The organism is Nonomuraea turcica (assembly GCF_030718205.1).
Classification (GTDB): domain Bacteria; phylum Actinomycetota; class Actinomycetes; order Streptosporangiales; family Streptosporangiaceae; genus Nonomuraea.
Genome location: NZ_JAUZQF010000009.1, coordinates 53,018 through 75,079, shown reverse-complemented (window position 1 = coordinate 75,079; position 22,062 = coordinate 53,018). Strand labels below are relative to the sequence as shown.

21 protein-coding genes are annotated in these 22,062 nt (G+C 71.4%); 8 read left to right on the top strand and 13 right to left on the bottom strand.

What is annotated here, in order from left to right; genetic code table 11:
- Positions 1-29 precede the first annotated feature (29 nt).
- Positions 30-368: a DUF418 domain-containing protein gene (locus Q9G87_RS23520; RefSeq protein WP_305918602.1), complete on the top strand. Its 339-nt coding sequence runs from the start codon at positions 30-32 to the stop codon at positions 366-368.
- 4 nt (positions 369-372) lie between these two features.
- On the opposite strand, the gene Q9G87_RS23515 is transcribed toward Q9G87_RS23520, so the two are convergent.
- The 6 genes from Q9G87_RS23515 to Q9G87_RS23490 are packed head-to-tail and all read right to left on the bottom strand — an operon-like array spanning position 373 to position 7,815.
- The gene (locus Q9G87_RS23515) at positions 373-1,950 is read right to left on the bottom strand and encodes an ATP-binding cassette domain-containing protein (RefSeq protein WP_305918601.1); all 1,578 of its coding nucleotides are present in this window, start codon (positions 1,948-1,950) and stop codon (positions 373-375) included.
- Positions 1,947-3,653, bottom strand: a complete 1,707-nt coding sequence (locus Q9G87_RS23510; RefSeq protein ID WP_305918600.1) for an ABC transporter ATP-binding protein/permease — start codon at positions 3,651-3,653, stop codon at positions 1,947-1,949. Before Q9G87_RS23510 ends, Q9G87_RS23515 begins: the two co-directional genes overlap by 4 nt.
- A complete protein-coding gene (locus Q9G87_RS23505; protein ID WP_305918599.1) occupies positions 3,640-3,900 on the bottom strand; it encodes a hypothetical protein in 261 nt (86 codons plus the stop codon). The genes Q9G87_RS23510 and Q9G87_RS23505 overlap by 14 nt, the downstream gene beginning before the upstream one ends.
- Positions 3,897-4,946, bottom strand: coding sequence for a cytochrome d ubiquinol oxidase subunit II (locus Q9G87_RS23500; protein WP_305918598.1), 1,050 nt, complete (start codon positions 4,944-4,946; stop codon positions 3,897-3,899). Before Q9G87_RS23500 ends, Q9G87_RS23505 begins: the two co-directional genes overlap by 4 nt.
- Positions 4,943-6,352, bottom strand: coding sequence for a cytochrome ubiquinol oxidase subunit I (locus Q9G87_RS23495; RefSeq protein WP_305918597.1), 1,410 nt, complete (start codon positions 6,350-6,352; stop codon positions 4,943-4,945). Before Q9G87_RS23495 ends, Q9G87_RS23500 begins: the two co-directional genes overlap by 4 nt.
- Positions 6,352-7,815 carry an MFS transporter gene (locus Q9G87_RS23490; protein ID WP_305918596.1) on the bottom strand — a complete coding sequence of 488 codons (1,464 nt, stop codon included), beginning with the start codon at positions 7,813-7,815 and terminating at the stop codon, positions 6,352-6,354. Before Q9G87_RS23490 ends, Q9G87_RS23495 begins: the two co-directional genes overlap by 1 nt.
- 83 nt (positions 7,816-7,898) lie before the next feature.
- Here Q9G87_RS23490 and Q9G87_RS23485 point away from each other — a divergent pair, with 83 nt between their 5' ends.
- The gene (locus Q9G87_RS23485) at positions 7,899-8,402 is read left to right on the top strand and encodes a MarR family winged helix-turn-helix transcriptional regulator (RefSeq protein WP_305918595.1); all 504 of its coding nucleotides are present in this window, start codon (positions 7,899-7,901) and stop codon (positions 8,400-8,402) included.
- Between the two features lie 13 nt (positions 8,403-8,415).
- Here Q9G87_RS23485 and Q9G87_RS23480 read toward each other — a convergent pair whose 3' ends face one another.
- A complete protein-coding gene (locus tag Q9G87_RS23480; protein ID WP_305918594.1) occupies positions 8,416-9,345 on the bottom strand; it encodes a TauD/TfdA family dioxygenase in 930 nt (309 codons plus the stop codon).
- A 116-nt stretch (positions 9,346-9,461) separates the two neighbouring features.
- Positions 9,462-10,028: a TetR/AcrR family transcriptional regulator gene (locus tag Q9G87_RS23475; protein ID WP_305918593.1), complete on the bottom strand. Its 567-nt coding sequence runs from the start codon at positions 10,026-10,028 to the stop codon at positions 9,462-9,464.
- Between the two features lie 87 nt (positions 10,029-10,115).
- Between Q9G87_RS23475 and Q9G87_RS23470 the strand changes: the two genes are divergently transcribed.
- From Q9G87_RS23470 to Q9G87_RS23460, 3 genes are read left to right on the top strand one after another with little or no spacing between them, the layout of a single operon-like run.
- Positions 10,116-10,931: an NAD(P)H-binding protein gene (locus tag Q9G87_RS23470; protein ID WP_305918592.1), complete on the top strand. Its 816-nt coding sequence runs from the start codon at positions 10,116-10,118 to the stop codon at positions 10,929-10,931.
- 49 nt (positions 10,932-10,980) lie between these two features.
- Positions 10,981-11,364, top strand: a complete 384-nt coding sequence (locus tag Q9G87_RS23465) for a pyridoxamine 5'-phosphate oxidase family protein (protein WP_305918591.1) — start codon at positions 10,981-10,983, stop codon at positions 11,362-11,364.
- A gap of 11 nt (positions 11,365-11,375) precedes the next feature.
- The gene (locus tag Q9G87_RS23460) at positions 11,376-12,239 is read left to right on the top strand and encodes a haloalkane dehalogenase (RefSeq protein WP_305918590.1); all 864 of its coding nucleotides are present in this window, start codon (positions 11,376-11,378) and stop codon (positions 12,237-12,239) included.
- Here the strand turns inward: Q9G87_RS23460 and Q9G87_RS23455 are convergent.
- From Q9G87_RS23455 to Q9G87_RS23445, 3 genes are read right to left on the bottom strand one after another with little or no spacing between them, the layout of a single operon-like run.
- On the bottom strand, positions 12,228-13,139 hold the full coding sequence (locus Q9G87_RS23455; protein ID WP_305918589.1) for a class I SAM-dependent methyltransferase: 912 nt from the start codon (positions 13,137-13,139) through the stop codon (positions 12,228-12,230). The two genes, Q9G87_RS23460 and Q9G87_RS23455, sit on opposite strands and share 12 nt — an antisense overlap.
- Positions 13,140-13,154: 15 nt before the next feature.
- A complete protein-coding gene (locus Q9G87_RS23450; protein WP_305918588.1) occupies positions 13,155-14,369 on the bottom strand; it encodes a cytochrome P450 in 1,215 nt (404 codons plus the stop codon).
- Between the two features lie 22 nt (positions 14,370-14,391).
- Entirely contained in the window at positions 14,392-14,979 is a 588-nt protein-coding gene (locus Q9G87_RS23445) for a TetR/AcrR family transcriptional regulator (protein ID WP_305918587.1), read from the bottom strand.
- Between the two features lie 173 nt (positions 14,980-15,152).
- Between Q9G87_RS23445 and Q9G87_RS23440 the strand changes: the two genes are divergently transcribed.
- The 3 genes from Q9G87_RS23440 (at position 15,153) to Q9G87_RS23430 (ending at position 19,589) form a co-directional block, all read left to right on the top strand.
- Positions 15,153-16,109 (top strand): NAD(P)H-dependent flavin oxidoreductase, encoded by a 957-nt coding sequence (locus Q9G87_RS23440; RefSeq protein WP_305918586.1) that lies wholly within the window; start codon positions 15,153-15,155, stop codon positions 16,107-16,109.
- A 114-nt stretch (positions 16,110-16,223) separates the two neighbouring features.
- Complete coding sequence (locus Q9G87_RS23435) at positions 16,224-18,236, top strand: SpoIIE family protein phosphatase (RefSeq protein ID WP_305918585.1); 2,013 nt, start codon at positions 16,224-16,226, stop codon at positions 18,234-18,236.
- Positions 18,237-18,392: 156 nt separating this feature from the next.
- Positions 18,393-19,589: an FAD-dependent monooxygenase gene (locus tag Q9G87_RS23430; RefSeq protein WP_305918584.1), complete on the top strand. Its 1,197-nt coding sequence runs from the start codon at positions 18,393-18,395 to the stop codon at positions 19,587-19,589.
- Here the strand turns inward: Q9G87_RS23430 and Q9G87_RS23425 are convergent.
- Complete coding sequence (locus tag Q9G87_RS23425) at positions 19,528-21,189, bottom strand: FAD-dependent oxidoreductase (protein WP_305918583.1); 1,662 nt, start codon at positions 21,187-21,189, stop codon at positions 19,528-19,530. The two genes, Q9G87_RS23430 and Q9G87_RS23425, sit on opposite strands and share 62 nt — an antisense overlap.
- The gene (locus Q9G87_RS23420) at positions 21,189-21,953 is read right to left on the bottom strand and encodes an SDR family NAD(P)-dependent oxidoreductase (protein ID WP_305918582.1); all 765 of its coding nucleotides are present in this window, start codon (positions 21,951-21,953) and stop codon (positions 21,189-21,191) included. The genes Q9G87_RS23425 and Q9G87_RS23420 overlap by 1 nt, the downstream gene beginning before the upstream one ends.
- Between the last annotated feature and the right edge of the window lie 109 nt (positions 21,954-22,062).

Sequence of the window (22,062 nt, the reverse complement as noted above, 5' to 3'; positions counted from 1 at the left end):
TCAGCACGGGCAACACTCTCGCGTTCACCGTGTCCGGGCTCCTGCTGGCAGGCGCGTACCTCTGCGGGCTGGCGGTCCTGCTCAGAACCCCGTTGCGGCCGGTGCTGCAGGCCGCCTTCGCGCCGCTGGGACGGATGGCGCTCACCAACTATCTGACCGCCACGCTCCTCGTCCGGGCGGTGGCCCGTTTCATGGACGGCCCGCCGGCGGAGTGGCCCGCCACGACGGTGCTGATGATCGCCGGGGGCATCCTCGCCGTCCAGTGGCTGTGGTCCACGCTCTGGCTGCGGCGATACCGGCAGGGACCGCTCGAATGGCTCTGGCGCTGGGCCGCCTGGGGGCGCCGCCCGCCCCTGCACCTCTCTTAACGGGTCAGTCGAGCGGCAGCGTCGACACATGATCGAGAGAGCGGAGGGTTTCCGGCACCTCGTGTGCGGCGATGACGACGACGGTGTCCGGCAGGTTCGCGAGGATGCCGAGGACGTGCCGCGCGGTGTCGTCGTCCAGACCGGTCACCGGCTCGTCGACGATCAGCACATGGGGGCGCGTGGCCAGGGCCCGGCCCAGGTAGACGCGGCGCAGCTCACCGCCCGACAGCTCTCTGCCGCCGGGACCGACGGGAGTCCTGGCCGTGAGTCCGCTGCGATCCAGCCTGAGCGCGGCGAGGCGCTCGTCAACGTACTCATCGGTCAGCGCCGGGTCGGCCAGCCGCCAGTTCGACCCGAGCGTCCCGGTGAAGAGGTAGTCGTCGGCGGCGACCGCGGTGACGGCGGGCCGGTCTCCGTCGGCCTCGAGCGATTGGTGTAGCGACGTGGCGAGGGCGCGCAGCAGGGTGCTCTTGCCACTGCCGGAGCGGCCGGTGACGACGAGGACTCCCCCGCGGATGGCGCGGCCGCCGATGACGCGCCCTGGTCGCCAGAGCGCCGGCGGCAGACGATAACCGCCGAACCCGATGCCTCGCTCGGCGGCCCAAGACCGCATCGGCGGCACACTCGCCTCGTCCAGGGCGTGCGGTGGCGGAGCGCTCCCCAGGAGTCGCCGCCGCGCGGCTGCCGCCGCACTCCGGGCTTCGGCGGCGCCTGCCCATTGTTCGGCCTGTGCGACCACGCCGACCGCCATCAGGGCGACGAAAACGAACGTGGCGGGGTCTGCGCCGATCCCACCGATGATCGCGGCCGCCGCCACGGTGGCCACGCCTGCCAACCCGGCGACCAGGGCGGTGCGCAGCCGGCGCCGGCTGACCGCATCGCGTGCGGCGTCGAGCTGCGAGAACCTCACCGTCATGCGCGCCGCCAGTTGCCCGGCCGCCCCCAGCGACGCCATCTCCGCCCACGCGTCGGTGACCGTGACCGTTTCCGCGCGGAGCGCCATGCGTGCGTGCTGCTCGGCCACCTGGGCGGCGCCGGAGGTCCGGTACGCCATCAGCGCGACGATCGCGACGCCGGCCACGAGCACCGCCGCCGGCACGAGAGACGTGGCCAGCGCGACGGCGAGGACTCCCATGGCAGCCGACGCGGCGGCGACGACGGCCGGTGCTGTGGAACGGATCAGCGCCGTCCCGGCCTCGTCGGCATCGGCCATGCTGCGATCGAGCAGGTCGCCCGACCACACGTGGTCCAGCGAGCCCTGGGCCGAGGTCGCGGCCCTGCGGAAGAGGTCGGCCCGAGCGGTGGCGACACGTCGCAGGGCGGCCGCGTGCAGCGTGAGGCGCGTGCTGTAGTTGCCGGCGATACGGGCCAGGGCCAGGGCTCGGACACCGCCGCTGGGCACGATGAAGGAGAAGGAGCTGAAGGTGGCCGCGCCGGCGACGGCGCAGGCACTGACGAACCAGCCCGACAGGCCCAGCAGGCCTGCGGACGACAGCTCGGCGAGGACGGCGAGCCCGAGCCCGGCACCCGCCAGGGCACGCGCTCGACGCTCAGGGCCACTGCCGAAAGGGGTGCCGCTCATCGTGCGCTCACCAGGTTCGCGTGATGGAGGCGGCCGTTGTCAATGGCCAGCACGGTGTCGGCCGCGGCGGCGAGCGCCGCGGAGTGGGTGGCGATGATGACCGTGCAACCCCGCGTGGCCCGCCGCAAGGCCTCGACGACATCATGTTCACTGTCCGCGTCGAGATGAGCCGTCGGCTCGTCGAGCACCCAGAGCCCGGCTCCACGGACGAAGGCCCGGGCGATCGCGATCCGGCGGACCTCCCCGGTCGACACGCCCCAGCCGCCCTCGCCGAGCCGCGTGTCGAGCCCGCCGGGGAGACGCTCGATCACGGGGCGCAGCCCGGCGGCATCGACCGCCTGTTCAAGCTGGTGATCGGTCGCGTCCGGCCGGCCGAGGCGGATGTTGTCCCCGACCGTCGCGTCGAGGAGCACGGTGTGCTGCCCCACCCACGCGGCGGCGCCCAGCGCCGGCGCCTGCCACCCCGAGGCGGTCATCCACCGGACCGCTCCCGTCGACGGCGGTCGCTGGCCGGCGATCAACGACAGCAGGGTGCTCTTGCCCGCGCCGGACGCGCCGGTGATCACGGTCCACGTCGCGGGCGCGATGTCGGCGTCCGCGGCGATGGCGTCGTACGCCGCGCCCGGGTAGCGGAACCGGACCGCGCGGAGCGAGACCCCAGCCGGTGCGCTCAGCCGCGGACGCACCGCCCGGGGCGCCTCGGCCGGCAGGTCCTCGACGAGGGCGCCGATGGCGCCGGCCGCGACGGCGGCGCGTTCGCGCTGGTGAAACGCCGAGGCCAGGGCGCGCATCGGGGCGAAGTACATCGGGCACAGCAGCAGCACCGTCAGTCCGGTGAACAAGGTGAGTCCAGGGGCGTGCGGCACACGGACGTACCCGAGCAGCGACAAGCCGATGTAGGTCGCGTTCACGGCGATGGAGAAGGTGAGGACGACGTCCATGACCAGCCCGGAGAGGAACGCGCGGCGCAGCACACTCATCGTCGCCGTGTTCAGCCTTTCCGCGGCCGTGCGCAGGGTTCGGCCGCGCCGGCCGGTCGCGTGGAGTTCGCGCAGGGTTCGCAGGCCGCGGAAGCTGTCGAGGACGACGGCGTTGAGCCGCTGGGTCGCGGCCCACTGCCGGTCCGCGCCGTCCTGGGCGAACAGCCCCGCCAACCGCATGTTGACCGGGAGGAGGGCGCTGGTCAGGATGAGCACGATCGCCGCCGGCCAGTGCAGCACGGCGACGACCGCCAGGACGGCGAGCATCGACAACGGGGCCGACCGGCGCAGCGGCGCGATCTGAGCGTGATAGTCGGCGACGCTGTCAACGAGGTCCACCATCGTCAGCGCCGCCTCCGCAGGTTCAGTCTCGCGGATACGCCGAGCCGTCGGCACGAGCGCGCCGGCGAGTCGCCGCCGCAGGTGACCGGCCACTGTGCGGGCACCGCGCCGGCGGAGCTCGCCCGCCGTCCAGCCGGCCACGAGCGCCAGCACGCTCGCCCCGGCGAAGACCGCCAGGCACTGCACGTCCTGTGCGGTGCTGTGGTCCATCACGCCCTGGGCGATCCACGCCAGGGCGCCCCAGCGGACGACGGTGAACACGGTCTCCAGCGCCATCAGGACGCCAGCCAGACCGAACCAGCGCCCTGCTGCCGCGGCGTACGCGGCGAGCAGTGCGTCGGCCGATCTCCCCGCCGGGGCGGTGCGCTCATTCGTCGCCATGAGAACGCCGTTCGTCGATGATCCAGGCGACACCCCCGGTCAGGGCGATGGCGATCATGCCCAGGGTGGTGAGCAGCTCCGAGTGGACCTGCGGGTAGCCGCCGAACATCCCCTGGCAGACGACGTACGCGAATGCTCCGAGCAGGGTCCATGCCGTGGCGGAGAGCAGGCGCAGCAGGCCGCGGACCGGCGCCGGCGGGACGGATGCGCGGCGAGCGGCGCCGAGGTCAGCGCTATGGGCGATCATGATGAGGGTGCTCCTGTCACGACAAGGTGGTCCGGGGCGGGCTCTTCGCCGGCCCGCGATCCGGTGTCGAGCTTTCCGGCGAAAGCACGGTGCGCGAACACGTTGTACGCCAGCACCAGCGGCATGTTCAGCCCGATGCCGACGAGCACGAACACCATGGTGTTGTGTGGGCCCACCGAGCCGTCGACCGTGAGATCCGGCGGCATGAAGACCGGATAACGTGCCACGCCGAGGGCGAGGAACACCGAGACGACCGTGACGACGAGCCCACCGAACGGCAGGGTGTCGGCTGCGCCGGTCTGCCGCTGTCGCGGGAACGCGGCCAGCGAGGTGACGGCTCCCGCGGCGGCGAACAACAACAGGCCGCCGAAGGCGAAGGCGCGTCCCGGGCTGGTCAGGTTCAGCGGCGCCGCCGTGGCATTGATGGCGAACAGCACCACGGTCAGCAGCGCGACGGTGACGGCCGTGGTGACCCCGCCCCTGCGCGCGGCCGTCGCGCGCAGCCGCCCGGACGACTTCCGCTTGGTGTAGGCGTACCCGAGTGCGGTGTACGCGGCGGTGACGGTGGCGCCGGTCAGCACCGCGAACCAGCTGAAGGCGCCGAAAGCGGTCCCGGCGAAGGCGTTGTCGTGCAGGCGTAGCGGTGACGTCAACGTGCCGAGCGCGAAGCCTTGCGCGAACGCCGCCGCCAACGAGGCCACGCCGAAGGCGGTGGTCCAGCGAGGCGCCGGCGGCGACTGGGACGCCAGTTCAACGCTGACGCCGCGCACGATGAGCGCGAACAGCACGACCGTGATGGGGAGATAGGCGTGTGGCAGGACCGTGCCGAACGCCAGCGGGAACCCGGCCCACAGGGCCACACCGAGCAGGATGAGCCATGTCTCGTTGCCGTCCCAGCCCACCGCGACGGACTCCAGCATGTGCCGGCGGTGGGCGGCGTCGCGATCGAACAGGGTGGCCACGCCCACTCCCAGGTCGTAGCCGTCCAGCACGACGTACATCAGCAGGCAGAGCACCACGACGCCGAGCCACAGAGTAGTGATCATCGGGCCGCCACCTCCCGCGGGCCGAGCAGAGCGGGGGCGCCCGCGTGTGGGATCGAGGTCGGGTCCGGCGCGGGCGGGCGGGGCTCGCGTCGAGGATCGTCATGCTCGGGGCCTCGGTGCACCGTGCGGACGATGTAGGCGATGTAGGCGACGAGCGCGACGAGGTAGAGGGCCGAGAATCCGATCATCGAGAACAGGACTTCGCCGGAGGCCAGGTGCGATACCGCGTCCGAGGTGCGGAGCCGGCCGAACACGATCCACGGCTGCCGGCCCGCCTCGGCGGTGACCCAACCGCCGAGGATGGCGAGGACGCCGGCGGGCGTGCTCCAGAGGACGAATCTGTGGAAACGACGCGCGGTCCACAGGCGGTTGCGCAAGCGCAGCACGGTTGCCGCGAAAGCGGTGCCGAACATCAGCACGCCCGCGAGGAACATGATGCGGAAGCCCCAGAAGGTCGCGGCCATGTCCGGCCGGTCGGCCGCCGGGGTCAGATCCAGGCCGGGCATCGCGGTGCCGCAGCTGAGGTCCTTGGCCGAGATGGCGCTGCCGAGGCAGGGGATGGTGAGCTCGGCGATGTTCCGGGCGGCTTGCTGGTCGGGGATGGCGAACAGGACGAAGCCGGTGTTGCCGTTGCCCCAGTTGCCTTCGATCGCCTCGAGCTTGGCGGGCTGGCTGAGCAGTTCGTGGCCGGCGACGTTGTCACCGAGGTAGAGCTGAACGGGCATCAGCACCGCGGCGACGCCGAGGGCGATCGACATCGAGCGGCGGGCGAAGCCTACGGCGCGTCCCCTGACGAGGTACCAGGCCGAGATCCCGGCCATGAAGAAGCCGGCCGAGATCAACACGGCGGCCACCATGTGCGGCCAGCGCCAGATGAACGACGGGTTGAAGATGACCCGCATCCAGTCCGTCGGCTCGAATCGGCCGTCGATGAGCTGGTATCCGGCCGGTGTCTGCATCCACGAGTTGGCCGCGATGATCCACGTGGACGACAGAAGGGTGCCCAAGGCCACCATGACGGTGGACATGAACATGGTGGCCTTGCGGACGCGCCCTTCCCCATAGAGCAGGACCCCGATGAACCCGGCCTCGACGAAGAAGGCGGTCACGACTTCCATGCCGAGGATGGGCCCGAGGACTGGGCCGGTCTTCGCGCCGTACACGCCCCAGTTCAAGCCCATTTCGAAGGTGATGACCGCACCGGCGACCACGCCGATCGCGAACCCCACGGCGAAGATACGCCGCCAGAACCGGAACATCTGCAGATAAACCGCCCGGCCGGTGCGCCAGTACATGCCGTAGACGACCGCAAGGAAGATCGAGAGTTCGACGGTGATCGCCGGAAAGGTCATGTGGAACATGACGGTGATGGCGAACTGCCACCGGGACAGGTCGAGAAGACTCATCAGCCCTCCACCACAGGTGTGTCAGCGGAGGCCTGGCGGAAGCGCGGCAGGGCGGCGACGCCGACCCCGAGCAGGGCGATGATGGCCATCTGCACGTATTCGACAGTGGCGAAGGCGTGGGGGACGTCGTGCGGTTCCAGCACGAGATAGAGGGTGCCGAGGGCGGCCACGCCGAGGGCCAGCCCGCTCTGCTGCACAGTGATCAGCACGCCGCTGCCGATGCCGGCGAGGTGGGTGGGAACGTCGGTCAGCACGCTGCGGAACAGCCCGGTGAACAACATCGACTGCCCGGCGCCGGCCAGGGCCAGAGGGACGGCCATGGCCCAGAGGCTGACGTGCGGCCAGTTCCGCACGAGGACCATCACCAGCAGGGCCAGCCCCGCCAGCTGCACTGCGGCTCCCGCGGACAGCGCGGCCTTGCCGAAGCGGGAGATCAGGCGCGGTGCCAGCAGGGAGCCGGCGAAGAAGAGCAGAGCCATCGGCAGGATCGCCAGTCCGCCGTGCAGCGCGTCCTGGTGCAAGCCGTTCTGCACGGTCAGGGCGAAGACGAACATGAATGCGCCGAAGCCGATGCTGAAGGCCAGTACCATCAGCAGGCCTCGCGACATCGACGGCAGACGTAGCAGGGACGGCGGCAGGAGCGGGGTCTCACCGCGCTGCTCGGCACGCTTCTCCACGACGAACGTGACGGCGCCCAGCACGACCGCCACGGCGAACAGCGCCCACGTCCACCAGGGCCACCCCAGGGAATGGCCCTCGGTCAGCGGGATGAGCAGGGCGGTGAGGGCGGCGGCGAACAACACCGTGCCGGGCAGGTCGACGCCGACGGGTCGGTGCGAGCGGGTGTCCGGTACGATCCGCGCCGCCACCAGCAGCACGACCACGCCGATGGGCACGTTGACGAGGAAGATCGGCCGCCATGACGTCCCAGCGATGTCGGCGGACACCAGCAGCCCGCCGACCAGTTGCCCGACCACGGCCGCGATGCCGGAGGTCGCCCCGTACATGGCCACCGCGCGGGCCTTGCGTTCCCCTTCCAGGGTGTGGTGGAACGTGGCCAGCACCTGCGGGATGAGCAGCGCCGCGGTGGCGCCCTGCACGATGCGAGCTCCGATCAGCACCTCGACGCTGGGGGCGATGCCGCAGGCCAGGGAGGCGGTGATGAAGCCCACCAGCGCGCCGAGGAAGATCCGGTGCCGGCCGTAGCGGTCGCCCAGCCTGCCGCCCAGCACCAGCAGGGCCGCGTAGGCGACCCCGTATCCGGCGATCACCAGCTCCAGGGACGACGCCGAGGCGTGCAATGAGGCGTCGATGCTGGGCAGAGCGACGTTCGTGATGAAGAAGTCCATGATCGGCAGGAACGCGCCCGCCAGCAGGATCAACACCCCGAACGGGTGCAGCCCGCCTCCCTGTGCCACGGCATGCGGGGACCCCGTGCGCCCTGCGGAGAGTGTGGCCTTCATGACACCTCCGGTAGATAGTTATGAGGCCATTACAAATATGACCATATAACTATTTGGCGTACCGTTTACTCTTTGGAGGTGTGATGTACGACCAATCGCAGCGGCCGGACGAAGAGCTCGGCTCGGAAGCCGACGCCCGCTGGGCGGATCTGGCGGACCTTGTGCTGATCATTGCCCGGGAGATCCAGTTCCGCGGCTACACCGACGAGCGGGCCGTCCCGTTGTCGCCGTCGGAAGGCATGGTGATGCGCCACCTGCAAGGCGATCCCGCCGCCCCGCCCAGCCGGATCGCCGCCGCCACCGGGCTGCAGCGTACGAACCTCTCCACGGTCCTGCGCGGGCTTGAGAGCAAGGCCCTCATTGAGCGGCGCGTCTGTCCCGATGATCGCCGCGGGGTGACCGTGCACCTGACCGAGCGCGGCAGGACCAACTACGCCGTCGTCCGGAAGGAGTGGGCCGCGGCCGTCGCGGCGGCCGCCGGTCACGACACCAGCCGGCTGGACGCGGCGCTCACGTTGCTCAAGACCGTGGAAGCCGGCATGGTGGCCGCCCGGCCCGGACCGCCGACCACCAAGCCGGCGGCGTGAGCCCCGAGCTTCGTCAGGTCGTCTCGAGCCGGCGCGCGTCGATGGTGAGCCACAGGCGCAGCAGGTGGCGGCGGCGCTCCAGCTCCGGGTGGTCCTCGTAGGCCGTGCGGCTGTGCAGGACGACATGGTTGTTGAGGAACTGCATGTCGCCGGCCCGTAGATCCATGGTGAGAGCGAAACGTGGGTCGTTGGTCAGCCGGTCCAGGAGGTCCATCGCCTCCTCCTGCGCGTGGGTGAACGGTGGCACGTGGGCGCCGCGCTGGGCCGAGCGCAGGTAGTCGGGTCCGTACGAGACGGACAACCGGCCGTCGGCGCGGGGAACGCAGATCGGCTTGGTGAAGAAGCTGTCGGGGCCGTCGCCGGTGCGCCGGTCGTGCCACCACGGCTGGTAGAGCAGCTCCGCCAGGTCCGGACGGGTCCGCACCAGCTCGTTGTGCACCGCCACAGAGCTGACGATGGCGCTGAGGCCCCCGGCTTTGGCCGGCCGCACGCACAGGAGCGCCACGATGTCCGTGGGGTCGCTGTGGTAGCCGAGCCTCCCGCTGTGCTCGTAGCTCCTGGTCCGCGCCTGCGCCGGGTCGGCGCCCGTGTCCCGTACGTGCATGAGGGGTGCTTGGTCCGGGCCTTGCGGGACGATGCCGCCGACGTGGCACGCGAGGCCGAGCGCGGCGATCTCGCACTGCTGCTCGCTCATTCCTTCGGTCGGCACCCCCTGGACCAGCACGAACCCGCGGCCGTCCACGAGCTCTTCGCGCGCGCGCCGCAGGACGGGGCCGAGCGTCGGCAGCGGGAAGCTCTCGCGGGCGATCTCGCCCGGCGCCGCGCGTACGGCGGCCAGCACTTCCTGCCGATGTCCCTCATCAAGCGAGACCCGCCAGGCGTCGCTGTCACGGATCTCCGCGCCCAGCCACTCCCCCGGTCCCAGCACCTGTGCGACCGTCATCGTCCACGCACCACCTCTCCGTCAGCGATCTGTGGGATCACCATCCCGCCCGCCGGCGCCTGTCGCACCCCCTCATCGCCCACGGCGGAACGTCTTCACCCACAGCGCAAGCGTGGTCAGGCCAAGGAGTCGATCCAGCGTTCGAGGCGGTGGCCCTCCATTTCCATGAGGGCCGGGTCGCGGAAGGTGTTGGTCAGCAGGGAGATGCCCTGGTAGGCCGCCATCAGGGCGACCGCCAGCTCGCGTGCGTCCTCGCGCCCCATGGCGGCGAACTGCCGTTCCATCCAGCCGAGCAGCTCTCCCATGACCTTGGCGATCGCGCGGTCGAGGCCGTCGTCGCGTTTGTCGAGCTCGGAGGCGAGGGTGCCGGTGGGGCAGCCGTACTTGGCCGCGAGGTCGCGCTGCTCGACCCAGCTGTGCACGAGGGCCTTGAGTCGCTCCTGCGGGGTGGGGAGTCTTTCCAAGGTGGCGATCACCGATTCGAGGTGGTGGCCGTGCGCGGCGATGGCGGCCTCGATGAGCTGGTCCTTGGTCTTGAAGTAGTAGTAGACGTTGCCCACCGGGACGTCGGCCGCGCGGGCGATGTCGGCGAGCGTCGTCTTCTCGACTCCCTGCTCGTGCAGCACCCGTACGGCAGCGCCGGCCAGACGGTCGCGCTTCCCCGACCGTGTTGAGTTAGTCACCTGACTCACTATAGACAAGCACCCCGGTCGCTCGCTATGGTCTCGGAACTAAGTCAGTCAACTAACTTACTGCGTGGAGGTAGAGAGATGATCGTTGTCACGGGTGCGACGGGCAAGGTCGGTGGAGAGCTGGTCCGGCTGCTCGCCGCCGCGGGCGAGCAGGTGACCGCGGTCTCCCGGCGGCCCGCGCCGCTTCCCAAGGGTGTCCGGCACAGCGTGGCCGACCTGGGCGAGCCGGCCGGGTTGAAGGCCGCCTTCGACGGCGCGGACGCGTTGTTCCTGCTCGTCGCCGGGCAGGAACCGCAGGCCGTCCTGGAGGCCGCCGCGGCCGGCGGGGTCCGGCGGGTCGTCCTGCTCTCGTCGCAGGGCGCCGGGACCCGGCCGGAGGCGTACGGCCACCCCGTGGCCTTCGAGGAGGCCGTTCGCGGGTCGGGGCTGGAGTGGACGATCCTGCGGCCGGGCGGTTTCGACTCCAACGCTCTGGCGTGGGCCGAGCCGATCCGCGCCCACCGTACGGCGGCCGCGCCGTTCGGCGACGTCGCGCTGCCGGCCGTCGACCCGGCCGACCTCGCGGAGGTCGCGGCCGTGGTGCTACGGGAGAGCGGGCACGCGGGACGTACGTACACGCTCACCGGGCCGCAAGCGGTGAGCCCGCGCGACCGTGCCGCGGCGATCGGGGCGGCGCTGGGCGAGGAGGTGCGGTTCGTGGAGCAGAGCCGGGAGGAGGCGCGCGAGCAGATGCTGCGGGTCATGCCGGAGCCGGTCGTCGAGGGCACCCTTGCCATCCTGGGCACGCCGACCGTTGATGAGCAGCAGGTCAGCCCGGACGTGGAGCGGATCCTGGGCCGTGCGCCGCGTGCCTTCGCCGACTGGGCCGCCCGCAACGTCGCCGCCTTCCGATGACCGCCCCGCCTCGAGTTTTCGCCATGAGCAGCCCGACGGAGCCCTCACCATGAGCGGCCTGGCCGGCTCGGTGGAGTCCTTTCTGGCCGAGCCCCGGGTGGCCACGCTGACGACCCTGCGGCCCGACGGGTCCCTGCACGTCGTGGCCGTGCGCTTCACCTGGGACCGCAACGCGGGAACGGCTCGCGTCCTGACCGTCGCCGCCTCGCGCAAGGCCCGCAACCTGGCGAGGGGCGCCCGCGCCGCGCTCTGCCAGGTCGACGGGTTCCGCTGGATCACCCTCGAAGGCACCGCCACGGTGTCCGACGATCCACGCCGGGTGGCCGAGGCCGCCCGGCACTACCGCCGACGTTACGGTTCGCCGCCGCCCGCGCCGCCCGGCCGGGTCGTGATCGAGATCGCGGTGGACCGCACCATGACACTCAACACCTGAACGGATCCGACATGCCCCTCCAGAACGTGCTCGACTCCACCATGCACTACCGGGAGCTCGGCGCCGGCGCGCCGATCGTCTTCCTGCACGGCAACCCGACCTCCTCCTACCTGTGGCGCAACGTCATGCCCGCCGTCGGGCACGGCCGCCGCCTGGCCCCCGACCTGATCGGCATGGGCGAGTCGGGCAAGCCCGCCATCGACTACACCTTCGCCGACCACGTCCGCTACCTGGACGCCTGGTTCGACGCCCTCGACCTCGACGACGTGGTGCTCGTCGGCCACGACTGGGGCGGCGCGCTGGCCTTCGACTGGGCCGCCCGCCACCCGGGCCGGGTGCGCGGGATCGCCTTCACCGAGGCCATCGTCAAGCCGATGAGCTGGGAGGAGCTGCCGGAAGGCGGCCGCGAGCTGTTCCGGGCGATCAAGACCGAGGGCGTGGGAGAGTCCATGATCCTCGACGACGACGCCTTCCTCCGGCGGGGCCTGCCCACCACTGTCACCACCCTGCTCACCGAGGAGGACATGGCCGCGTACACGAACCCGTACCCGACCAGGGAGAGCCGCCTGCCGCAGCTGCGCTGGGCCCGCTCGTTGCCGCTGGGCGGCGAGCCGGCCGACGTCGTGGCCTGGATCGAGGCGTTCGACCGGTGGCTGGCGACCAGTGCCGAGGTGCCGAAGCTGCTGATCGGCTTCCGTCCCGGCCTCGGGACGATGTGGACGGACGAGACCCTCGCCTGGTGCGCGGCCAACGTGGCATCACTCGAGATCGTTCAGCACGAGGAGATCGCCGGGCACCACACGCCGGAGGACTGGCCCCTGGTCATCGCGGCGGACGTGGAGACCTGGCTGGCCAAGCTGCCGTCAGCCGGCTAGCTGGAACTGCCAGATCACCATCGACGGCGTCCCGGCGACGGCCGCCCGCGCCGCCTCGGGCACCATGTCGCTCAGGGCCCACGGCCACAGGTGCCACGGCCCCAGGGTCTCGGTGGCGGGCGGCACGGCCTCGTCCCCGGTGTGGAGCGGTGGCTCCTCGCAGCGGCGTACCTGCAGGCCCGCCGCCAGCGCGGCGCGGATGTAGTCGCCGATCAGATGGCGGTATGTCGCGACCCGCGCCGGTCGTCCGTCGGCCAGGCGTACGGGAGGACTGATGCCGCGTGCCACCCCTTCGGGATGCATGTCCGAGATGACCACGTGCCCGCCGGGCCGCAGCACCCGGGCGAACTCGGTCAGCACCGGGTCCAGCTCGGCCACGTGCGTCAAGGCCAGCGAGCAGACCACCAGGTCCACCGCGTCGTCGGGCACCGGCAGGAGACGCAGGTCGCCGAGGTGGAACTCGCCCTGCGGCACGCGTTCGCGGGCCCGGGCCAGCATGTCGGGCGAGCTGTCCACGCCCAGGACCTGGTGTCCGCGACCGGCCAGGTAGGCCGCGAGGCGCCCCGTGCCGCAGGCGGCGTCCAGGGCGACGCCCGCCGGCAGCGCGTCGACGATCTCGTGGACGATCGGCTCATCGATGTCGAACGCCGAATTCGGGCCGTCATAGGTTGTCGACCAGATCTGGTAGCCCTCGACGGTGTCCACGCGGACGACGTCCACGGCGGCGTTCGCCAGCGTGTCGTCGTCGAGGAGCTTGCGGATCTCGGTGAGGCGCGCATCGACGAACCCGCGGTCGTGCTCGCCCGTGAAGGACCGCAGCAACGCGAGCCCTTCCATGCCAAGCACGTAGGCCAGGGGATGCTCGTAGATCACCCGCGTCAGGCTAGTGAGGTCGGCCATGCCGGTGCCAGCGAATTATCGCTCCCGTACGGTGAAGCGGACCGGCATGTGCTTGATGCCGTTGATGAAGTCCGAGCGCATCCGCTGGACGGGACCGGCGTGCTCGGCCGACGGGAAGCGGCGCAGCAGCTCTCTGATCATGCAGCGGATCTGCATCCTGGCCAGCCCGGCGCCCAGACAGAAGTGCGGCCCGCCACCGCCGAACGTCACGTGGTCGTTCGGGCTGCGCCGGATGTCCAGGACGTGAGGGTCGGTGAAGACGTCCTCGTCGTGGTTGGCCGAGGCGTAGAAGGTGACCACCTTCTCCCCCGCGGCGATCGGCTGTCCGTGCAGCTCGGTGTCCACCGTCGCGGTGCGCCGGAAATTGTGGATCGAGGAGCCCCAGCGCAGGAACTCCTCGGTGGCCGTGCGCCACAGCTCCTCGTCGTCGATGCCCGCGGCCAGCTCGCGGTAGCTGCCGGGGTGGCTGATCAGGGCGTTCATGGCGTGGGCGATGAGGTTGCGGGTGGTCTCGTTCCCGGCCACGAAGAGGATCACGAAGAACATGCCGATCTCGTCCCTGGTCAGCCGGTCGCCGTCCACCTCGGCCTGCACCAGCGCGGTCAGGATGTCGTCGCGCGGGTGCGCGCGCCGCTCCTCGACCAGCTCGTCGCAGTACGCGAACGCCTCCGCCGAGGCGATCTCGCCGTCCTCCGGCGTGGTGCGGAAATCCGGGTCCTGGAAGCCGACCATGCGGTTGGACCAATCGAAGATCCGGGCGTGGTCCCGCTCGGGCACGCCGACCAGGTCGCAGATCATCTGCAGCGGCAGGTACTGGGCCACGTCGCCGACGAACTCCACCTCCCCGCCCTTGTCCAGCACGCCGTCGGCGATCTTCTCGGCGCGCCGCTGGATCTTCCCCTTCAGCTGGGCGATCATTCTCGGCGTGAAGCCGGCGCTGACCAGTTTCCGGTAGCGGGTCTGCTTGGGCGGGTCCATGTTGAGCAGCGTCAGGCTCGCCAGGGCGATGAACTCGGGCGTCTGGGTACGGATGAACGCGGTGCCGAGCTCCGTGGACCACGTGTGCGCGTCCCGGCTGATCGCCTTCACGTCCTGATATCTCGTGACGGCCCAGAATCCGGTGTCGCCCGGCACCTCGTGCCAGTGGACCGGCGCGTTCCGCCGTAGGTAGGCGAACTGCTCATGCGGCACCTCGCGTTCCCAGGTGTCTTCCAGCAGGTCGATCTGCATCTGGCCCTCCTTCTCCGGGCTTCTACGACAGTCCGAGCAGGTCGCGCAGGTTCTCCACCACGGCGCGGGCCTCGACCGCCGGCGGGTCGAGCCGGTGTTGCACGGCGCAGCCGATGAGCATCGCCAGCACGCCGGCGGCCGTCTGCTCCGGTGGGCGGCGCAGGGGCACCCCGGCCGCCGCGGACCAGTCGGACAGCCCGTCGGCGAGCCGGGCGCGGACGTCGGCGTACCGCCTGGCCAGGGGCTCGCCGATGGCGGGGTCGCGGGCGCCGTGCAACCACAGCTCCATCTCCAGCAGGAGCCACGGCGCGCTGCGATCGCGGGTCAGCACGCCGAACATGGCGGCCAGGCGCTCGTCGAGCGCGCTGACCTCCTCGAACCCGGACAGCAGCTCGGCCGCGGCCTGCTCCTTCCACACCTCCAGCAGGGCCAGCAGCAGGCCTTCCTTGCCGCCGAAGTGGTCGTACAGCGCGCCCGTGGTGCGATCGGCGGCGCCGGCCACCGCCTCGGCGGAAACGGCGTGGAATCCCTTGCGGGCGAACAGGTCGGCGGCCGCGTCGATCAGCCGGATCCGCGTCTCGGCCCGCCGCTGGTCTTGCGTACGTCCCACCTGGGCCTCCAGGTGCTCATCGGCCCGTCAACATATATCCGCTTCCCTATATATCTCTTGAACGAGCGCTTGGTCAACAGGGCCGCACGTGCTCTTCCGCGGCGCCTGGGACGTACACGTGCAGGTGGAAACGCCTATTGTCGTGACCTGAGTGTTGAAGGAGACGACAAACGATGCCACGCACCTGGCTGACCGAACGGTTCGGGCTTGACGTGCCGCTGGTCGGCGCCCCGATGGCGGGGGTGAGCGACGGGCGGCTGGCCGCGGCCGTCTCCGCCGCGGGCGCGCTCGGCATGTTCGGCGTGCCGGCCACGGCCTCGCCCCCATGGATCACCGAGCAGGCCGCCGTCGCCGCCGGGAGCGGCCGGCCGTACGGGATCGGGCTGATGGCCTGGGCGCTGCCGGACCATCCCGGCCAGCTGGACGCGGTGCTCGCCGCCCGTCCCAGCCTGGTCTCCGTCAGCTACGGCGACTTCGCCCCCTACGTCGAGCCGTTGCGGCGGGAAGGGATCACCGTCGCGGTCCAGGCGGGCACCACGGACGAGGCACGCGCGGCCGAGCAGGCCGGCGTGGACGTGATCGTGGCCCGCGGCGGCGAGGGCGGCGGTCACGGCCGCGACGACGTGGCCACACTGCCGCTGCTGCAGAGCGTGCTGGACGCGGTCGGCGTCCCGGTGCTCGCCGCGGGCGGCATCGCCACGGCCCGCGGGCTGGCCGCCGTGCTCGCGGCAGGCGCGGAGGGAGGCTGGGCCGGCACGGCGTTCCTGGGCTGCGCCGAGACGACCCTGTCGGAGCCGGCCCGGCAGCGGGTGCTGGACAGCGGCGAGACAGGGACCGCGTACGGCCGGGTCTTCGACGTCGCCCAGCGGCTCGCCTGGCCACCGGAGTTCGGCGGGCGCGCCCTGCGTAACGCCTTCTTCGACCGCTGGCACGGCCGGGAGCCGGAGCTGGCCGCCGACGACGCGGCACAGGCCGAGCTGGAGGCCGCCCGCCGCGCCGGCGACTTCGACACCGCCTACGTCTACGCCGGCCAGGCCGTGGGCCTGGTACGCCGGCCACGCACGGCCGCCGACGTGGTCGCCGGCTTCGCCGCCGCCGACGAGCTGCTGGGCCGCTTCAGCGGCCCGTGAAGGCCGGCACAGTGATCCCGTCTATGCCGTGATAAGTCCCGGTCAAGAATCGCCGCAGGTCAGCGGTGCTTATCCTGGCCGGAAGGGCTTGGTCGGAGCAGGATGGATGTCGCCATGGCCACACCTGAGAGCACGTCGGTCATCATGATCGACACCGAGGGCACGGTGATCGGCTGGACGCCGGCCGCGGAGGCGCTTCTCGGCTACCGCGCGGCCGACATCCTCAACCGTCCCGGCGCGCTGCTGCTCACTCCGGAGCGCGCGGCGGCCTGGGACGCGGCGTACGACGGCCAGGAAGACTGGTCCGGCTTCGGTGTGGCCCGCCACCGCGACGGCACCAGGATCCTCGTGTACGTCGAGGGCTCCCGGCTGATCACGCCGGAGGAGAAGGCCGCCTGGCTCGTCGCGGTGACGCCGGCGAGCGCGGGAGCCTCGGGACGAGCGTCCTCCTGGCTGGAGCCGCTGCTCACGCGTACTCCGGTGGCCGTGGCCATCTGGGACCGCGACCTGCGCTGCGTGTGGCTGAACGCGGCGGCGGAGCGCCTGCGGCCGGTGTTCCCCCATTACCAGCTCGGCCGCTCGCTGGCGGAGCCGCTGCCGGGTTTCCACACCGAGGCCGCGCAGGAGGCGATGCGCAAGGTGCTCTCCAGCGGCGTTCCGCAGCTCGACCGCGAAGCCCGCTGGAGCTCGCCGGACCAGCTCGAGGATCGCACGTTGTCGACCTCCCTCTTCCGGCTGGAAGGCGTGGACGGCCGGCCGCTCGGCGTGTGCACGGTGGCCATCGACATCAGTCACAGCCGCTCGCGCGATCGGCTGGCCCTGCTCCGCGAGGCCAGCGTCCGCATCGGCAGCACGCTCGACGTCGGCAAGACCGCACAGGAGCTGGCGGACCTGGCGGTGCCGGCTCTCGCCGACTACGTCACCGTCGACCTCGCCGCATCGGTCCTGCCGGACGCCGAACCCCTGCAGCGGCTGGCCGCCACGGAGGTGAGCATCCCCGTGTTCCGCCGTGCGGGCGTGGCCTCCGTCCACGAGGAGATGCCCGAATCGCTCTGGTCGCGCGGGCAGGCCGTGTTCGTGCCCCCGTCGTCGCCCTTCACGGAGGTCCTGTCCTCGGGCCGCGCCCACTTCGAGCCCGTCCTGGACACCGCGCCCGGCACCTGGCTCGACCAGGACCCGGACCGGGCGAGGATCATTCGCCGCACCGGCATGCACTCGCTGATCATCGTCCCGTTGAAGGCCCGCGGCGACATCCTGGGCATCGCCGTGTTCGTCCGCAACGACAATCTGGAGCCGTTCACCAGGGACGACCTGCTCCTCGCGGAGGAGCTCGGCGCCCGTGCCGCGCTGAGCCTCGACAACGCCCGCCAGTACACGCGCGAGCGCACCGCCGCCCTCGCCCTGCAGCGCAACCTGCTTCCGGGCTACCTGACCGGCGGTGGCGCCGTCGAGGTGGCCTCGCGCTACCTGCCCTCCGACGTGCACGAGGGTGTCGGCGGCGACTGGTTCGACGCGATCCCGCTGCGGGACGGCCGGGTCGCGCTGGTCGTCGGGGACGTGACGGGGCACGGCATCAACGCCGCGGCGACCATGGGACGCCTGCGCACCGCCGTACGCACCCTCGCGTACATGGGCCTGCCGCCCGACGAACTGCTCGCCCACCTCGACGACCTGGTCGCGCGCCTGGAGGAGGAGGACGCCGGTCCCGGCAGGCTGCCGCTGGACACCACGGGAGCCACCTGCCTGTACGCGGTCTACGACCCGGCCACCGGGCGCTGCGCCATGGCCGGAGCCGGGCACCCGCCGCCCGCCATCGTCGCCCCGTCCGGCGAGGTCGCCTTCCCCCGCCTGCCCAGCGGCACCCCGATCGGCCTGGGGCTCGGCTCCTACCGGTCCCTCGAGGTCGAACTCGCCGAGGGCAGCGTGATCGCCCTGTACACGGACGGCCTGATCGAAACCCGCGAGGCCGACATCGACGCCGGCATCGATCGCCTCGGCGCCGCCCTGGCCCGCGCCGCCGCCCTCCCGCTGGAGAAGGTGTGCGCCAGCGTCATCCGGTCCATGGTGGGCGACACCGGCTCCGAGGACGACGTCGCGCTCCTCGTGGCCCGTACCCGCGTCTTGTGATCCGCTGGCGGGACGGCGCGTCATCCCGAGGTCAAGTTCTGCATTCCGGAAACAAAGACCTGCCAGGAGGACATCCCCCGCCTTCCTTCCGAGCCAGGAAGGATTACTATGTGTCGCATATTGACTACTTTCTGTCACGCGACACGGGGGGCTCGTGTGAAGGTGGCCTGCGTCGGCGGCGGACCCGCCAGCCTGTACTTCTCGGTCCTGATGAAGCTTGTGGACCCATCCCACGACGTCACCGTCTATGAGCGCAACCCGGCCGGTTCGACGTACGGATGGGGCGTGACCTACTGGGAGGAGCTGCTCGAAGATCTGCACGGCGCGGACCCCGAGTCCGCGCGCGCCATCAGAGACGGTTCGGTCCGCTGGGACAGCTGGAGCGTGCACATCCAGGACCGGGTGACCGTGACACTGGATCACGGGGACGTGAGCTTCGGCATCGGCCGGCACGACCTGCTCGGCATCCTCGCCGAGCGGGCCCGCTCCCTCGGCGTGCGCATCGAGTACGAGCGCGAGATCGCCGGCGAGGAGGAGGTGGCCGATGCCGACCTCGTCGTCGCCGGCGACGGTATCAACAGCGGGCTGCGCGAGCGCCACGCCGACCACTTCGGCCCCGAGGTGGCGGTCGGCCAGAACTTCTACACCTGGCTCGGCACCACCAAGATCTTCGACACCTTCACCTTCGCCTTCGTCGAGACCGCGCACGGCTGGATCTGGTGTTACGGCTACGGATTCGGCAAGGACCACAGCACCTGCGTCGTCGAGTGCTTCCCCGAGGTCTGGCGGGGGCTCGGGCTCGACCAGGCGAACGAGGCCGACAGCCTGGCCATGCTGGAAAAGCTCTTCGCCGACATCCTCGACGGGCACGCGCTGATCGGCCGGGCCCAGCCGGACGGCAGCGCGCACTGGCTGAACTTCCGCACCCTGACCAACCGGAGGTGGTACCGCGGCAACCTCGTCCTGCTCGGAGACGCCGCGCACACCACGCACTACTCCATCGGCGCGGGCACCGCCCTCGCACTCGGGGACGCCGCCTTCCTGGTCGACGCGCTGCACAAGGACACGCGACTCGACCACGCCCTCGCCCGCTTCGAGCGGCAGCGCAGATCCGCGATCCGCCCCACCCAGCGAGCGGCCCGCTACAGCGCCCGGTGGTACGAGAGCCTTCCGCGCTACATCGGCCTTCCACCGGAGCAGGTGTTCGACCTGCTCGGCCGGCGGCACTCTCCGCTGCTCGCCCATCTGCCGCCGCGGCTCTACTACGCGATGGACCGGACGGGCGTGCAGCTCATGTCGCTGGGCTCGAAGATCGTGCCGCGGCGTGGCGGCCGGCGCGATAGCCGAAGATGACCGCGGGCGCGATGGTGGAGCCGGGCCCGGGGTACGTGCGTCCCATCACCGATGCGGTGGTGTTGCCGGCGGCGTAGAGCCCGGCGATGGGCTGCCCGCCGGTGTCGAGCACGCGGGCGTCGGCGTCGGTGAGCAGGCCGCCCTTCGTGCCGAGGTCGCCGGGCACCAGCTGGACGGCGGTGAACGGGCCCTTCTCGAGCGGCCCGAGATTGGGATTCGGTTTGACCCTGGGGTCACCGTAGTAGTTGTCGTACACGGTGCGGCCGCGGCCGAAGTCCTCGTCGACCCCACGGCGGGCGAAGCCGTTGAACCGGTCCACGGTGCCCCGCAGCCGGGCCGGCTCCATGCCGAGCACGCCGGCCAGCTCCTCGATCGTCCCGGCGGAGCGGACGATGCCGGCCTCACGCAGTTTCTTGCCGCCCTGCATCAACGCCGTGAACAGATACCGGCGGCGATGGCGGGCATCGACGATCAGCCAGCTCGGGATCGCCGAAACGGTCTTGTTCCGCTCCAGCATCGCGTGGCCGAAGTCGATGTAGCTGGCCGACTCGTTGGTGTAGCGCTCCCCGAGTCCGTCCACGATGATGCCGAACGGCATCGACCGCTCCGCGAGCATGAACTGGGCCGTCCCGTCCGGCATCGGCACGGCCGAGCCCCACCACGCGTCGTCCATGAGGGCCAGCTGAGCGCCGATGGACTCGGCGATCCTGATCGCGTCTCCGAGATCGCCGTCGGCGGCGGAGCTGTATCCGGGCACGCCGTGATACTTCTGCCGCCAGTCGCCGTGGTGCGCGAACCCACCGGCCGCCAGCGTGACGCCGCCGCGGGCCCGGATGCGCAGCGGCCCGCCGTCCGGCCCGGCGACCATCGCACCGGTGACCTCGCCGTCGTCCACGATCAGCTCGGTCAGCGGCGCGCTGAGCAGAACCTCGGTGCCCTGCCGCACGACGATCGACATGAGGCTCGCCACGAGCCCCGACCCCAGGCCCGACAGCCGCTTGCCTCTCGCCAGGCCCCACAGCGTCCGGAACACGAACCGCGCACCTCGTACGAATCCATCCGGAGTGGACCAGGCCCGGGCGAGCAACCACACGTCATCGGTTTTCAACGGTATGGGCGGCAGCGCCTCGCCGGCGCGCGAGGTGTCGCGCCACGCACCCAGCGTGCGCAGGTCGAAGGGCTCGGCCTCGATTCCCCGGCCCACCATCCCGCCCGGCCGGTCGGGGTAGTAGTCCGGGTAGTCCTTGTCCGCGGCCCACCGCACCCCCAGCCGCTCCAGGAACCGGAACACCTCCGGAACGGTCTCGACGAAGGCACGCCGCCGCTCAGGGGAGCTGGCCGGGCCGGCGTCCCCGATGGCCGCCGCCATGTAGGTCAGCGCCTTGTCGACCGAGTCCTCCCGCCCGAACGTAGCCATCAGCGGGTTCGTCGGCATCCACAGCCCGCCTCCGCTCAGCGCCGTGGTCCCGCCCCACTTCGACGTGCTCTCCACCACCAGCACCCGCTGCCCGGCGTCGGCCGCGGCGGCCGCGGTGGCCAGGCCGGCCGCGCCGGTGCCGACCACCAGCACGTCGACCTCGCGGTCCCATGGCGCGCCCATCAGACCGCGGCCCAGCCGTTGTCGACGGCGAGGATGACACCGTTGATGTTGCTGGCGGCGTCGGAGGCCAGGAACACGATGGCGGCGGCCTGTTCGTCGGCCTCGGCGATGCGGCCGACGTTCTGCATGTACGCGCCGAGCGTTTTCGGGCCGTGCGCGGCCGGGTCGACGTCGAGGGCGATGCCGGTCTTGGTGCCCCCGGGAGCGATCGCGTTGGCGCGGATGCCGGAGTCGCGGTACATGACCGCGATCGACCGGGTGAGCCCGGCCACGCCGTGCTTGGAGACGGTGTACGCGGTGCCGGCCGCGCTGCCGCGCAGGGCCGCCTCGGATGCGGTGTTGACGATCGCGCCCTTGCCCTTGGCGAGCATGTGCGGCAGGGCGGCGCGGGTGAGCAGGAACGGCGCGGTCAGGTTGACCCGGATGACGCGCTCCCACTCGGCATCGGAGACGTCGGCGGCGGCCGACATCCGGTCCATGATGCCGGCGTTGTTGACCAGCACGTCCAGGCCGCCGAAGGTGTCCACCGCGGTGGTGACGACCTCCTCGACCACCGCGGGGTCGCTCAGGTCGCCCGCCACCGCCACCGCGGTGCCGCCGGCCGCCTGGATCTCCGCCACGACCGCCTTGGCGGCCTCGCCGTTGAGATCGGCCACCACCACCTTGGCGCCCTCGTGGGCGAAGCGGACGGCGGCGGCACGCCCGATTCCCGATCCGGCACCGGTGACGATGACGCTGCTGTCCTGCAGCCCACTGCTGCTCATGCTCTGCTCCTCCGCGGTCGTGTGCCATGACGGTCTCACCAGCGCTACGGGCGCCCGCCGCCAAGGCCTGGTCAGGACCGTACGACTTTTTGGCGCTTTGCGCCAGATA

Coding starts and splice junctions, on each gene's coding strand:
- Q9G87_RS23515 (WP_305918601.1), bottom strand. CDS start 1,950: ATGAGCGGCACCCCTTTCGGCAGTGGCCCTGAGCGTCGAGCGCGTGCC.
- Q9G87_RS23510 (WP_305918600.1), bottom strand. CDS start 3,653: ATGGCGACGAATGAGCGCACCGCCCCGGCGGGGAGATCGGCCGACGCA.
- Q9G87_RS23505 (WP_305918599.1), bottom strand. CDS start 3,900: ATGATCGCCCATAGCGCTGACCTCGGCGCCGCTCGCCGCGCATCCGTC.
- Q9G87_RS23500 (WP_305918598.1), bottom strand. CDS start 4,946: ATGATCACTACTCTGTGGCTCGGCGTCGTGGTGCTCTGCCTGCTGATG.
- Q9G87_RS23495 (WP_305918597.1), bottom strand. CDS start 6,352: ATGAGTCTTCTCGACCTGTCCCGGTGGCAGTTCGCCATCACCGTCATG.
- Q9G87_RS23490 (WP_305918596.1), bottom strand. CDS start 7,815: ATGAAGGCCACACTCTCCGCAGGGCGCACGGGGTCCCCGCATGCCGTG.
- Q9G87_RS23485 (WP_305918595.1), top strand. CDS start 7,899: ATGTACGACCAATCGCAGCGGCCGGACGAAGAGCTCGGCTCGGAAGCC.
- Q9G87_RS23480 (WP_305918594.1), bottom strand. CDS start 9,345: ATGACGGTCGCACAGGTGCTGGGACCGGGGGAGTGGCTGGGCGCGGAG.
- Q9G87_RS23470 (WP_305918592.1), top strand. CDS start 10,116: ATGATCGTTGTCACGGGTGCGACGGGCAAGGTCGGTGGAGAGCTGGTC.
- Q9G87_RS23465 (WP_305918591.1), top strand. CDS start 10,981: ATGAGCGGCCTGGCCGGCTCGGTGGAGTCCTTTCTGGCCGAGCCCCGG.
- Q9G87_RS23460 (WP_305918590.1), top strand. CDS start 11,376: ATGCCCCTCCAGAACGTGCTCGACTCCACCATGCACTACCGGGAGCTC.
- Q9G87_RS23455 (WP_305918589.1), bottom strand. CDS start 13,139: ATGGCCGACCTCACTAGCCTGACGCGGGTGATCTACGAGCATCCCCTG.
- Q9G87_RS23450 (WP_305918588.1), bottom strand. CDS start 14,369: ATGCAGATCGACCTGCTGGAAGACACCTGGGAACGCGAGGTGCCGCAT.
- Q9G87_RS23440 (WP_305918586.1), top strand. CDS start 15,153: ATGCCACGCACCTGGCTGACCGAACGGTTCGGGCTTGACGTGCCGCTG.
- Q9G87_RS23435 (WP_305918585.1), top strand. CDS start 16,224: ATGGCCACACCTGAGAGCACGTCGGTCATCATGATCGACACCGAGGGC.
- Q9G87_RS23425 (WP_305918583.1), bottom strand. CDS start 21,189: ATGGGCGCGCCATGGGACCGCGAGGTCGACGTGCTGGTGGTCGGCACC.
- Q9G87_RS23420 (WP_305918582.1), bottom strand. CDS start 21,953: ATGAGCAGCAGTGGGCTGCAGGACAGCAGCGTCATCGTCACCGGTGCC.